The sequence below is a fragment of the Variovorax sp. PMC12 genome (genome assembly GCF_003019815.1).
Classification (GTDB): Bacteria; Pseudomonadota; Gammaproteobacteria; order Burkholderiales; family Burkholderiaceae_C; genus Variovorax.
Genome location: NZ_CP027773.1, coordinates 1,548,676 through 1,562,504 on the forward strand (window position 1 = coordinate 1,548,676; position 13,829 = coordinate 1,562,504).

Sequence of the window (13,829 nt, forward strand, 5' to 3'; positions counted from 1 at the left end):
CTCTCTCGTCTCGCATTCGAGACAGTCTCAGAAAGCGCATACACACATGCCAACCACCCCCTCGCGTCTCGGCCAAGTCGAAGCTACGGGCGATCAGTTCGCCCTATTCCTCAAGCAGTTCTCGGGCGAAGTCCTGACGCAGTTCGACGAGGTGAACAAGGTCCTGCCGATGGTGACGCAACGCACCATCTCGAACGGCCGCTCGGCTCAATTCCCGGTGATCGGCAACACCACGGCCAAGTACCACTCGCCGGGTACGGAAATCGTGGGCACCGCCATCGTCCACAACGAGGTCACGCTGACCGTGGACATGCCGCTCATCGCGGACACCTTCATCGCCAACATCGATGAAGCCATGAACCACTACGACGTGCGTGCCCCCTATGGCAAGAAGCTGGGCAACGCTCTGGCGAACCAACTGGATCGCCACCTTCTGCAAACGGCTGTCAAGGCAGCTCGCTCGGCGGCTCGCATCTCGACGGACCAAGGCGGCTCGGTCATCACGGTTGCCAACCTCGACACCGACATGGACGCCCTGGTCGCCTCCCTGTTCGACGCTGCAACGCTGCTGGACAACAAGAACGTGCCGGAAGACGGTCGATTTGTCTACCTGCGCCCGGCCGTCTACAACAAGCTCGCACAGAACACCAAGGTCCTGAACAAGGACTGGGGCGGTGCTGGCGTGTTCGCGGACGGCAAGGTCCTCCGTGTCGCCGGCATCGAAATCTACAAGAGCACCCACGTTCCGAATACCGCCATCACGACCGGCACGGTGGCCGCTGGCTTCACCGACAAGTACATGGGCGACTTCTCGAAGACCGTGGGCATCGTCTTCACGCAGGACACCGTGGGTGCCCTGAAGCTCATGGACATCACCATGGAAGCCGAATACAGCGTCCGCTGGCAAGGCACCCTGATGGTTGCCAAGTACGCCATGGGTCACGGCATCCTGAACCCGGCTACGGCTGTGGAACTGGCGAAGGTCTAAGCGGCCCGCACTCACGACTCCTAAGGGGGCCTCCGAAAGGGGGCCTCCTTTTTTTTCTTTGAAAGCGCCTTATGGCATCCACCCTCACTCCAACCACCGAACTCGACGCGGTGAATCAGATGCTGGGCACCATCGGCGAGGCACCCGTCAATACCCTCATTGGTGTCACCTCGCTGGACACGGCCATCGCCATCAACACACTGGCGGAAATCTCTCGCGACATTCAATCGAAGGGCCATCACTTCAACACCGACAAAGGGCTGAAGCTGCAACCGGGCGCTTTCACAGGCGAAATTGAAGTCCCGATCAACTGCGTAGATATCGACACGGTAGACCCTGACGGGTCCGTCGATGTGGTCCTGAGGGGCCGACGCCTCTATGACCGAGTGAACCATACGTACAAGTTCACGGCACCGCTGACCGTGGACATGGTGGTCCTACTCCCGTTCGGCGACCTCCCCGAATCGGCCCGCCGCTACATCGCTGTCCGCGCATGTCGCGTGTTTCAGAAACGCCAAGTCGGCTCCACCACGCTGGCGACCTTCACAGCCGAGGACGAGCGCGAAGCACTGATGTCCTTCCGTCGATCCCTCGGACGCAACGCTGACCACAACATCTTCAACTCCCCTGACATGCGCCGGATGCTGCGCCGCTCGAAATGACGCAGATCAACGCAAGCATCCCCAATCTGATCGGAGGTGTGTCGCAGCAGCCTGAGCTATTGCGCCTCCCCTCTCACATGCGGGCACAGATCAACGGCTACTCCTCGCCGGCAAGCGGACTTGCCAAGAGGGCGGGGACAGTCCATGTGGGAACCGCACAGGTCTTTGGCGATGGGTTCTACGAGATTCTCGACTACGGGTCTCGCGGGCTCTTCTGGCTGCATGCTGCTGGAGGCACCGTAAGGCTCCTAGACGCCAACGGTGCACGGGTCACCCTCTATGACGTGAACGGCTCGGCTTTCAACGAGATGTGGTTTCCGTATCTGACCTCGGGACCAAACACACTCCGGGCCGTGAAGGAAGGCGATACGACCTTTCTCATCAACACCTCAGTGACCGTACAGAAGACGGTTATCGCCCCCGTGGATACCAGTCGGCCGGCCCTCGTGTGGATCAAGGCGGGCAACTATGGGCGCACCTACAGGGTGAACGTGCCGGGCTACGGCGAAGCCGCCTGGACCACCGCAGACGGTCAAGCCGCATGGATGTCCCCACTGGCGGACACCTCCCTTATTGCCAACATCCTAGCCACGCAGTTGCGCGAAAAAGGTGTCACGGTGAACCTCAACGGCTCCGTGATGCACATCCCGAACGCTCCCTCAGGGATCACCGTGGAGGACGGCCAGGGTGGTTCGGCAAGTGCAGTCATCTACCGGTCCGTCCGCAGTGTGGCTGAACTGCCATCAAGCAAGGTGCCCAACGGATTCCATGTGAAGCTCGAAGGTGGTGACGCAACCGCCGCAGGCGATTACTACCTGCGGTTCGACAGCTCTGAGAACGTGTGGCGAGAAGTACCCGATCCGACGCAAGCGTCATACACGCTCGACACCAACACGATGCCGCTTCGGCTCACGCCGTACGCATCCGGCTTCATGATTCGCACCTTGCCTTGGCGGGCGCAGATGGTGGGCGATCCCGAGACGAATCCTGGACCCGACTTCGTTGGAAGGCAGATCAATGATTTGTTCTTCTATCAGGACCGCATGGGAATCTTGTCGGGCGAGTCGTTCGACTTCTCGGAGACGGGGGAATACTTCAACTTCTACCGCACGACGGTCACCAACCTACTGGATTCAGACCCTGTATCCGGCACAGTCACAAGCACCTCCAAGCTATCGATCCTGCGTCATGCCGTGGCATTCGGGCAGCGCCTTTTCATGTTCTCGGACACCGCACAGTTCGAGCTTCAGAGCGATTCGGCCCTAACCCCGAAGAACGCAAGCACCCAACGGGTCACCGACTTCGAGTGCTCTTCAACCGTGAGACCTGCCGGCCTGGGCTCCGCGCTCTACTTTCCGGTGGACCGTGGTGAATGGACCTCGTTCTACAACTTCTACCTAGACGGTATCGACAGCAAGGCACAGGCGGGGGACGTGAGCGGCCATGCGCCGGAATACATCCCGAAGGGTGTCCACAAGATCGCGATCAGTCCGGTGAACAGCCTGCTCGTGGCACTCAGCCGTGGCGAGCCGAACGCCCTCTACGTCTACCAGTTCTACACCAACGGGGCCGAGCGCCTTCAGAGCGCCTGGCACAAATGGGAGTTCGGAGAGGCCAGCAACATCCGTGCAATCGGAGTGCAAGGAACAACGCTCCACATGCTCATCGAACGGCGCACCTCCAGTGGAGGAACTTCGGTCAACGTTGAGCGCTTAGACATGACGGCCGCGCGGGCTTACCGGGTGGACCGCCGAGTCACGATTCAACCCTCCGCGATCTCTGCTACAGGGCCGGGGGTCTACCCTCCCGTAAGCACCTTTCAGGTCCCCTTCCAGCCAGACTTCGCGCACTACTTCGCGATCATCGTGAAGGGAAATGCAAAGCTCAAAGCTGGTGTCATCCGGGATGTCAGTGTAAACGTGGGCTCGCAGACGTTCACCGTGGCTGGCGACCTAACGGGGTGCACCGTGGAGGTGGGCAGGCAGTTCACCTTCGCAGGAACGCTGGGATGCTTCTTTGTGCGCGAGGCTGCAGGCAGCGGCCAAGCTGGAGTTACTCGCGGGCGAACTCAAGTCACCCGCGCATGGATCAACTACGCCGAGGCCGGGGCGTTCGACGTGAGGGTGTCCCGCCTGGGCTACCCCACGGTGGACTACCGATGCACCACGAAGAACCTGGGGACCCTCTCCGCCACCATCGGAGCGGCCAACGGAAATTCGGGCAGGTTCGCTGTCCCGGTGATGTCGCGAAACACCGCCTCCGAGGTCACGCTGATAAACGACACACCCAACCCATCAGCCTTCATCAGCATCGATTGGGAGGGCTATCACGTAGCGCGGGGGCAACATGTCTAACCTGACCCTCCGTCCGGCAACCCCCGAGGATGCTGCCGAGCTGGCCCTGACCCTGCGTGAAGCCGACCGCACCGAAATCGCCTTGGCGGGCTCTCCCAGCCCCTACGACAGCCTCATGCGGGGCATCGTGAGGAGTGAGCACCCGACAGCGGTTGTCGGCCCCCATGGGGACGTAGTGGCCATCGGGGGGTGCGTGGCGCTGGCGCCACGTCTTGGTAGTCCCTGGCTCCTTGCGAGCGATGGCCTTTTGGACATCAAGCGGAGCTTCCTGAAGGACTGCCGACCACAACTCATGCGGCTCCATGACAACTTCCCAACCCTCTACAACGAAGTGTGGGAGGGCAACACCGTTCACATCCGTTGGCTGAAATGGCTCGGGTTCACGGTGGCCGAGACCTACGGCACGCGCCCCCACTTCCTCCCTTTCTGGAGAACCAATGTGTGAACCTACGACCATCCTGCTGGTGGGCACCGCCCTCTCGGCGGGCATCGGCCTGGTCAGCCAACAGCAGACAGCGAAGAACGTGAACGCCGCAAACGCACAGCAGCGGGTGAACGTCAACGCTGCAGCAATCGAGAACTACGCGCAGGCGAATCGGCAAGGCATCGAGGACCGCGAGAACGCTACCGTAGAGATGAACCAGATCGAGCGCGAAAAGGCATCCCGCCTGGCATCTGCGCGGGTCTCGGCGGGAGCCGCAGGGGTCAGTGGGGCATCCGTGGACGCCCTCCTCCTCGACCTCGCGGGCAAGGGCCTGGAAGCCGGGACCACGAGCGCGACCAACTACGCCCGCCTCGTGGACGCCCGCGATGACCGGGCTGCAAACATCGGGGTCAATCAACGCAGCCAACTCGCGGGCATCCGCGATCAATCCGGGCCGGGCGTTCTCGACTATCTCGGCGCTGGGCTGCGGGTCTCGAACGCCTACGCAGCTAATCAGCAGCGGACGCAAACGAAGGCAGGAGCATGAGCCGACTGCAGATCAATGACAACTTCGGAGGCCAGCAGCTACGGACGCAGGCATCTCCCGTGGCGCTCACCGAGCAAGCCGGCAGGCCCGTAGAGGACACCCGGTGGAAGGCCCTGGCGAATGCCTTTGCGGACGGCGCGGGGCTGGCCGAGACTCTCGCCAAGCAGAAGGAAGACGAAGACGCAGCAGCCGCCAAGCGGTGGGCGCAATCGATGACCGTGGGGGAACTCGGCAAGGCCATCAAAGAGGGCAAGATGATGCCCTCTCAGTCGCCCGTGTTCGTCGGCACTGCGCAGCATATCTGGGGGGTCAACACCCACGAGGCGGGCATGCGCGACATGACCACCAAGCTCACGACCGGCGAGCTGAAGTTCAACTCCCCCGAGGAAGCCGACACCTACCTCACGGAGTGGCGCAACACGGCCCTAGCGGGCCAATCCAAGTTCGCCGTTGCGGGCTTCGATAAGGCCTACGCTCAGACCCGCGACAAGGTGATGGACCATGTGGCGAAGCTCAATGACAAGGTGTGGGTGGACAACGCCACGGTGCAGGCCACGGATTATCTTGCGAACAGCTTCAACCGGGTTGCCGGAAGCGACTTCAAGGGGACACCCGAGGAAGCCGCCTCGGCGCTCATGAAGGACTACCAGCTCCTGCGCCACACGAAGACCCTTCCGGATGCCGTGGGCAAACAGGTGATGGGTGACCTGGCTACGCGGATCGCCATGTCGGGTCGGAAGGACATCCTCACGGCCTTCCTCGACACCGAGATGGATGGCATAGGCTCACTGCGGGGATTCATCGGGGCGACCAAGAGTGCCACCTACGAGAACCACGCCCGCACTTCCTTCGAGGGCCAGCAGCGCAAGCGCGTAGACGACGAGCTGCTGCCGTGGATGGATCAGGCTAGCAAGGGCGAGCTGACGCCGAAGTTTCGCGAATGGGCGCTATCCCCGCAGAACAAGGACTTCATCTCCTCTGCGCAGATTCACTCGATTGAGCGGACCAACCTCTCGGCCATCGCCCACCAACAGGCCGAACTCCAGAAGTCGCAGATTGCGAGCGCCATCGCAGCATCGGATGCCGCAGCCTCGCGGCAGATCGAAGCCGCTTTGGTCACCGGCAACCTCCCCAGCGTGATGGGCACCATGAAACCGCTCGTGCTCCGGAAGACAGGCGATTCCGAGGAACTCAGCGACAAGGAGGTAAAGGAACGTGCCGAGCGCATCGCCGTGGCTCGCACCAAGGACCTCCCGTTCGAGCAACAGGTGGGCTTCTTCGCACAGAACGGGCTCAAGCATCCCGACTGGTCCAACCTGATGGACCAAGGGTTCTACAACCTGAACACCATCGGGGTGGACTCCAAGGGGAAACCCACAGGGACCCTGAACGAAACCGGCAAGCAGGCCGTGGAGCTTTTCCAGAAGCTGGACACCTACGGCGACTACGCACGAAGCCTCATGAGCGAGAAGCAGTATGCACGCTTCAGTGACATCGCCTTTCTCAAGAAGATGGGCCGCAGCATCGACGACGCCGCAGGGCTGTCCACTGCTGCAGATGCCGGTGCGGTGATCGGAAGCGACACCGAGAAGCTCGTGAAGAAGGTCCATGCGGAAGTCGGCAAGATTCAGGCCGACCCGTTCTACAAATGGGACTGGGTTCAGAAGGCGTTCGGGGACAACGTTTCGGTGAACACGGTGCAGATGACAAGCACGTTGCGCCGGTACGCCACCCTGCTCGCCCACAGCGGCCAGTATGGAAGCGCTGAAGACGCCCTCGCGGCCTCCGCAAAGTACCTCTCCGACCCCGCCGTCTCCGCCAAGGTCAACGGCACGGTGTACCTCCGGAGCGAGATGCCGACCGGCCCGAAGTCCCGCACACAGGACGAGTGGTTCGAGCGGTATATCGAGGAGGTTCCCAAGGCTCGCGCCAAGGAACTCGGCTTCAAGTCCTCCGAGGTTCGCCTGGAATTTGATCCCACCACGAGGGCCTATCGCGGATACGTGGGTGGACTCCCAATGGAAAACGCAGACCACTCCCTGTTCGTGGTCACCAAGGACGACATCGCGAAGTGGTACGCCGCCAAGGAAGAGGGCGATGTAGCGCAAGCCGCCGCCAAGATGACCGGCAAGGTGCAAGACATCAAGGACACCCGCGCGACCGCCGAGCGTGTCTCTGATTGGGCCAAGCAAGTGGAGGCCGGAACGCTGCCCAAAAAGGCAGCACGAACCTCCGAGCCGGAGGCGCCAATGCGCAACATCCCGGACTTCTGGATGACTCCTGAAGGTCAAGCCGCAGTCGCGGCCCGAAAGTCGCGCAAGTAATCAACACCCGAGGGGCTCCCCTCGGTTCTCACACAGGAACACAAATGGGTCAACCGACCTCGGCGGGGGAAGTCCGCCAGTTCACTCTCGAAACCGAGAGGAAGTACGGCCTGCCTGATGGCACGTTGTTCAAACAAGCCGGTATCGAGTCCAACTTCGGCAAAGCCATGCTGAGCCCCAAGGGCGCACAGGGGTGGTTTGGGTTCATGCCCGCGACGGCGAAGGAGTACGGGCTGTCCGATCCCAACGACTTTCGCCAGTCAGCAGATGCCGCAGGACGGAAGATGCGGGACCTCCTGAAGAAGCATGACGGCAACATGGACTATGCCCTCGTGGACTACAACGGGGGTTGGAAGGCAGTCGCCGCGCTGCAGGGCGGAAAGCCCTGGAAGGAATCCGCTGGCTACCTGGCGAAGTTCCACGGGATGACGGCAGATGAGATTGCGAAGCGAACCGCCCCTCCTCCTGCCATGGGCGAGCAGTTCACGACGGCAACCACCGTCTCTCCTACGGATGGCCCCGCCGCCACAGCACTCGGATATGCACAGCGTCAGCATGACAACGAGTTCGGTGGGGTCATCAATGGCGTGCGTCATTTGCCTGATGCCGTTAGCCTGGGCTTTCAGACGCAGAACACGGTTTACAACTTCTGGAAGGACCAAGGCGTAGCCACTGCCTCCGGGGACTTCCTTGACCTCAACGCCCCGGAGGCTCAGGACACCCTCAAGCAGTTTCCGCAGAACTACTGGGGCTACCTGATGCAGAGCACGACGAGGGAAGGGTTCGACAAGCGTGCGGTGCGGCTGCGCGAGTCGATGCAGAAGGAACAGGAGTTGGGCAATCTCGGGGTGGCCCCTGCCATCATTGGCGGTGTGGCTGGTGGTCTTGTCGACCTCCCCACCCTTCTCGCCTTTGTCCCAGGCGCAGGAGGCGCAGGTCTCCTTACCAAGGCATCTCGGCTCACCAATGCCGTTCGCATGGGCCTGGTGGGAGCCGCCACAAACGTGGCCTACGACGCGGTAGCCAACCAGTATCGGCCCACTGCCACCGCAGACGACCTCTATATCTCTGGGGCCTTCGGTTTCGGCCTTGGAGCCCTTTCGGGCGGCGCCGCAAGCCTGAAGCGTATAGGGGCGTTGGAGGAAGAGCTGGGACGCCTCCGTCAGTGGGGCATGAGCGAAGGCAAGAAGGGGCTCAAGGGGGAACTCGAAGAAGCCGGCGGGAAACCCGCTACCGGCATCGCCCCTGGCTGGTCCAAGGGCGTAGACGACTGGCTGAACAACCGGCCCGGTAAGGCACCCGAGACGCCCCCTGTGGGAATCATTCGGGAAGGCCCCGAGCGAGGCCCACAGCGGCCGATCATCGACGAGGGGCGACTACCCCCTCTTGACGAGGGCAAGGCCCCTGCCCGGCTCCCTGATGAGCCCCCTCTGAAGCCCGGCCGGACTAAGCCGTGGGACGAGAAGTGGGATTCCCCGGTGTACCGCACGAACCGTGGTGCGCCGAACATTCTCGACCTCCCACCGCTCCGCAAGCTCAGTCAGCTCGCCGACTACGTTCGGACCTACTCCAAGAATTCGGACATCGTGGCCCTTATGGACCGCGCCCTGAAGGGCATCGACCTGAGGAAGATCCGCTTCGATGTGGTGGACCCGAAGACGAACCTTGGGAAGCTCAACGTGGATGCCCGCTTGGCTCAGAAGCTCAATGGAGCGTATGGCCTGGTTTCCACCCCCCACGGCTCCTCAGGGGATGGCATTCAGATGGCCCTCCGTGGCTACGGCTGGGGAAGCGCAGGGCACGGCCTCAACGAAGAAACCTTCGTCCACGAGCTGCTGCATGCCGCGACCGTCTACAAGATGCTCCGCGTGCAGTCGGGCCGAACACAGGGCATGCACCCGAAGTCGATCCAGGCTATCAAGGAGCTGGAGCAACTCCACAAGGACGTGGCTGCAAAGGGCATCCCGCCGCAGTTCGACATCCAGATGGGGGACTCCTTCGAGTTCATCTCCTACGGGTTGACCCAGCGGCCATTCCAAGAGTGGCTCAAGACGGTTCAGGTAGACGGCCCCAAGACCACCCTGTGGACGAAGTTCACTGAAGGTCTGCGTAAGCTGCTGGGGATGTCCCCGACCGAGGGCACGGCCTATGCCAAGCTGATCGACCTCAGCGACCACCTCTTGAGGAAGTCGGGCATTGAGGGGAAACCCAAAGTGACCTCGCAGTTCGAGCCGACCGGCGAGCACATCTCCAAGGCGGACGTAGCCGCAGCAGACGCCGCAGACATCCCCACCGTCTACGGTTGGGGCCTCGGCCTGGAGCACAAGCTGATGAACAAGAAGCTCCCTCCAGCGGTCCGCCAGCTCGCGTCCAAACTGTTCGGTTCAACGACCGGGCACAAGGGTCACGCGGTGGTGGAACGGAACGCCTGGGACGACACCATCATGCGAGCCGAGGGGTGGACGGCGGACATGCGCAAAACCGCCTACGGCGCCTTCGACAGCTGGTTCAAGCAATCCGGCAAGAAGTTCCACGAGAAGGGTGAGGCGTTCGAGGACTTCGGAACACAGGTGGGCAACTACGTGCGAGGCTTCGAGGGCGACTTCCATCCCGAGGTGAAACGTGCCGGTGAGCATCTGCGGAAGCTCTACGCCAACGTGGTGGATGAAATCAACAACCCCGCCCTACGGGCCGGTGGCTTCAAGAAGGGCCTAACGGAAACCGAGGTCCGCGACGACATCACCGGGGAAACCATGCTGGTGGGCAAGCTGGAGAAGAACGCCAACTACCTGCCGCGCAAGCACGACGCCCGCAAGTGGGACGAGATGGTGCGCACCTGGGGCCGCGAGGCGGTCGAATCGTGGTGGGCCAATGCCTTCCTGAAGGCGTCCCCTGACCGCACCCCGGAACAGGCCCGCAAGTGGGCAGGCTGGTACGCCAGGACGGTGGAGGAAGCGCACATGAATCGCTCCGCAGACCACCTCGAAGAGATGATGACTGGCTACGACGAGAAGGCCCTTCTGGAGTCCCTCGTGCGCAACGGCGGATTCACCGAGAGCGATGCTCGGGCGCTCATGCGGGACATGTTCAAGGACCCCTCTAAGGATGCCGGTAGGACGGCCTCAAGCCTGCGCCATCGGAACACCATCGCGGAGACCCACACGGAGAAGTGGAGGAAGGCTGGCGAGGACGCTGACGTGGAAATCACACTCAACGACTTCATCAAGTCCAACGCCCTCGACGTGTCCGAGTCCTACTTCCGGCGCACTGCTTCGAGCATCGCGCTTGCGGACCGGCTCGACATCTACAAGCAATCCGACATCGGCTCTCTGATCGACAAGGCCACGGCCAAGACGTTCGGTGCCGAGGGGTTCAGCGAGGCCGCTGCCGTGCAGGCCAAAAAGGACCTGAAGTTCGCCGTGGATCGCATCCAAGGGATTCCGCAAGAGGAGTTCTCGATGCTGAACAAGGCAATGAGCCAGTGGCGCGACTTCAACGTGATCCGCCTGATGGGAGGCGCCGTGTGGAATCAGGTCTCCGAACTCTCGCAGATCGTTGGCTCGATGGGCTGGAAGGCAACCCTTGCGGCAGCAAGCGAACTCCGCGCGATCCGCCGCGACATCGCCACCGGCAAGGCCCCACACGACTTCCTAGACCACCTTGAGAACACCATCGGGGGCGTCGGGTCGGAGTACGTGGCCCGCCTGGACTTCAGCCCGAAGGACGATTGGGTCCGCTACAAGGGTGACACGCCTATGAATCGACGCCTCGATGCGCTCGACAGCGGCACCAAGAAGATCGCGAAGGGGGTTCTCGACTACACCGGCATGACGGGCACGATGATCCAGCAGAAGCGCATCCACGCAATCGCGCTGGTCAATCACTTCGTGAATGCGGCCAACGGCCCCCCGAGCAAGTTCCTCTCGAAGGACCGGCTCGCCTGGATGGGCATGAGCGAGGCGGACTACGCCAACCTCAACACGGCCATCGCGGCGCACACGAAAGGAACCGGCAAGGGCGACTACGGAACGAAGCACAGCTTCGACATCAAGGCGTTCGCCAAGGCCGAGCCCGAGATGAACTCGATGCTGATGAATGCCCTACACCGCGAGACCCGCCGCGTGGTGCAGGAGAACGACTTGGCCTCCATGGTGCCCCTCATGGGAACCACGCTGGGCAAGACGGTGTTCCAGTTCATGAACTTCTCGATTCATGGCTGGAACAAGTCGATGTTGTTTGCGATGAACCACAAGGACTTCTCAACGCTCTCGACGGTGCTCCATGGCGGTTTCTTCGCATCGCTGGCCTACATGGGCCGGACGCAGTTGAGCGCGATGGGCATGGACGAAGCGAAGAAGCAAGAGTTCCTCGACAAACGCATGAGCACTAAGCAGATCGTGGCGAACAGCTTTGGTCGGATCAGCCAAGCATCGTTACTTCCCACCGCCTACGACACCACGCTGGGCAACTTCACTGGAGCCATGTTCGCAGGCACTCGGACCACCTCAGACGTGACGAGCTTCGCCAGCAACCCGACGCTACAAGCTATCAACGGAGTGTTGTCCCTCGGGAAGATCGTGCGCAACGCCGCTTCGGATGACCTTCAGACGACGCAGCGGGACATCAAGACGTGGGGCCGCTTGCTGCCCCTCAACAACACTGCACTCGTAACGCCGTTCCTCAACGCTTTGGCAAACGACTACCCCACAGACGAAGACGCCACGAAGTAACCCTTCAGCGTCCCTTTCCGGCCCTCGCAGGTTCACGCCTCGGGGGCTTCTTTCATTTCAAGGAGCGACTAATTTGTCAGCAGCCTACGCACAATATCAAGGCGATGGAGTCACGCGCAAATTCGCTGTGCCCTTCCCCTACTTCGCCCGCGAGCACGTCAAGGTGCGCGTGGACGCGGCTGAACAGGAGGGCATCGGCTGGATCAACGACGGCCTTCTAGAGACCAGTTACCCGCCCCCGCCTGGGAGCCTGGTGGACGTTCGCCGTGAGACACCCACCGGGACCTCGCCCGTAGACTTCGAGGACGGCTCCATCTTGACGGAGGTGGACCTGGACCTCCTGGCGAAGTACAGCGGATACCTTGCTGAGGAGTCTCGCGACTACGTTGTGGGCGCCCTACGGCTCGGACCCGATGGTTCGTACAACGCCGATGCACGCCGCCTCAGCAATCTCGCGGACGGCGTGAACCCAGGTGATGCAATGAGCTACCGGCAGTTCACCTCCGCTGTGTCCGGTCCGATCACTACATTGGTCAACACTGCACAAGCGGCCGCGATTTCAGCGACTGCCAGTGCTGGAAGTGCAAGCGGAAGCGCCGCTGCCGCCGATGCTGTGGCGCAATCTCCAACTGTCAAAGCGCTGGCCACAGACCTTTCCGGGTTTGCCTACATGGGCTCCAACTTGGGTTCCGTCTCCGAGGCCGCTACCGTCCCAGAGGATAGGCCACAAGGCGTGCTCAAGACGGTGGCCGACGACATCGCCTCGGTGAGAACGCTTGCAGCCCGCCCGGACGTTCTTCTATCCGGTCCTGGGCTGATCGCTGCTGTGGACTCTGCTGCAGCCTCGGCCACCTCTGCCGCTGCGTCGGCCGAAATCGCCCTCGGCGCATCTGCTGCTGTAGTCGATGCTGCCGGCTCCCCGAATGTTCACTACGTGATTCTGGGGGCCACTGCCACTGGAGCTGTCGTGCGCAAGACCTCAGCGAACTACACATTCACCCCTTCGACCGGCCTGCTGTCTGCCCCGAAGTTCGCGGGCGACGGCTCTGCCCTAACAAACGTCGGCGTGTCTGCGCTGGCCTCAACCCTCAATCTCGGAAGCATTGTCTGATGCCTGCAACGATTCTCCAACTCCGCAGCGGCACGACCGCGCAACATGCAACCTTTACGGGGGCACTCGCCGAAGTCACCGTGGACATCACGAAGAAGACGCTCGTGGTTCACGATGGTGCGACAGTGGGTGGCAAACCTCTGATGACCGCTACCGAAGTGGCAACAGCAATTACGAACGCTGTAGCCGCCGCCTTCCCTCCGGGGACCTTTGCGTGGACCCTTCGCCCTGCAGCCCCTAGCGGATACCTCAAAGCCAATGGCTCGGCAATAAGCGTGTCGGCGTACCCCGAACTCACAGCTGCAATCTACTGCGGCGATGCGTACAACGCCACGGCCGCGTGGGGATACAGAGCAACCTCCTCGACCTCGCCGGCCACCAATCGGAGCACTACTGGCGCCTTCTTGGTGCTCCCGGACGTTCGCGCCGAGTTCATCCGAGGCTACGACGACGGCCGAGGGATCGACACCGCAGGGCGCAGCTCCATGTACGTGTTGCAAAGCGGGCAGAACGCAGCCCATACCCACACGTTCCAGAACACCCCCGATGGCGACTTCACGAACGGGGGCGGCTACCGAACCATTCCGCTTGTCGGCGTTGGTTCTCAGACCCTCACCACCTCTTCCAGTGGAGGCACTGAAGCCCGTCCGCGAAACGTCACCTTCCTCCCCTGTATCAAATACTGAAGA

At 61.9% G+C, this 13,829-nt stretch carries 9 protein-coding genes; all 9 read left to right on the plus strand.

All coding sequences use genetic code 11. The features are described from left to right. The first annotated feature begins 46 nt into the window (after positions 1–46). The 9 genes from C4F17_RS07200 (at position 47) to C4F17_RS07240 (ending at position 13,826) form a co-directional block, all read left to right on the plus strand. The gene (locus C4F17_RS07200; protein ID WP_106934774.1) at positions 47–988 is read left to right on the plus strand and encodes a phage capsid protein; all 942 of its coding nucleotides are present in this window, start codon (positions 47–49) and stop codon (positions 986–988) included. Positions 989–1,059: 71 nt separating this feature from the next. Beyond that, complete coding sequence (locus C4F17_RS07205) at positions 1,060–1,650, plus strand: phage tail protein (protein WP_106934775.1); 591 nt, start codon at positions 1,060–1,062, stop codon at positions 1,648–1,650. Then, positions 1,647–4,004: a phage nozzle protein gene (locus C4F17_RS07210; protein WP_106934776.1), complete on the plus strand. Its 2,358-nt coding sequence runs from the start codon at positions 1,647–1,649 to the stop codon at positions 4,002–4,004. Before C4F17_RS07205 ends, C4F17_RS07210 begins: the two co-directional genes overlap by 4 nt. Continuing rightward, entirely contained in the window at positions 3,997–4,449 is a 453-nt protein-coding gene (locus C4F17_RS07215; protein ID WP_106934777.1) for a phage protein Gp13 family protein, read from the plus strand. Before C4F17_RS07210 ends, C4F17_RS07215 begins: the two co-directional genes overlap by 8 nt. Continuing rightward, positions 4,442–4,975 carry a virion core protein, T7 gp14 family gene (locus C4F17_RS07220; RefSeq protein WP_106934778.1) on the plus strand — a complete coding sequence of 178 codons (534 nt, stop codon included), beginning with the start codon at positions 4,442–4,444 and terminating at the stop codon, positions 4,973–4,975. The genes C4F17_RS07215 and C4F17_RS07220 overlap by 8 nt, the downstream gene beginning before the upstream one ends. After that, positions 4,972–7,299, plus strand: coding sequence for a hypothetical protein (locus tag C4F17_RS07225; protein WP_106934779.1), 2,328 nt, complete (start codon positions 4,972–4,974; stop codon positions 7,297–7,299). The genes C4F17_RS07220 and C4F17_RS07225 overlap by 4 nt, the downstream gene beginning before the upstream one ends. Positions 7,300–7,343: 44 nt before the next feature. Further along, positions 7,344–12,029 carry a transglycosylase SLT domain-containing protein gene (locus tag C4F17_RS07230; protein WP_106934780.1) on the plus strand — a complete coding sequence of 1,562 codons (4,686 nt, stop codon included), beginning with the start codon at positions 7,344–7,346 and terminating at the stop codon, positions 12,027–12,029. A gap of 73 nt (positions 12,030–12,102) precedes the next feature. Further along, positions 12,103–13,140: a phage tail fiber domain-containing protein gene (locus C4F17_RS07235; RefSeq protein ID WP_106934781.1), complete on the plus strand. Its 1,038-nt coding sequence runs from the start codon at positions 12,103–12,105 to the stop codon at positions 13,138–13,140. Further along, complete coding sequence (locus C4F17_RS07240; RefSeq protein WP_159053612.1) at positions 13,140–13,826, plus strand: tail fiber protein; 687 nt, start codon at positions 13,140–13,142, stop codon at positions 13,824–13,826. Before C4F17_RS07235 ends, C4F17_RS07240 begins: the two co-directional genes overlap by 1 nt. Positions 13,827–13,829: the final 3 nt, after the last annotated feature.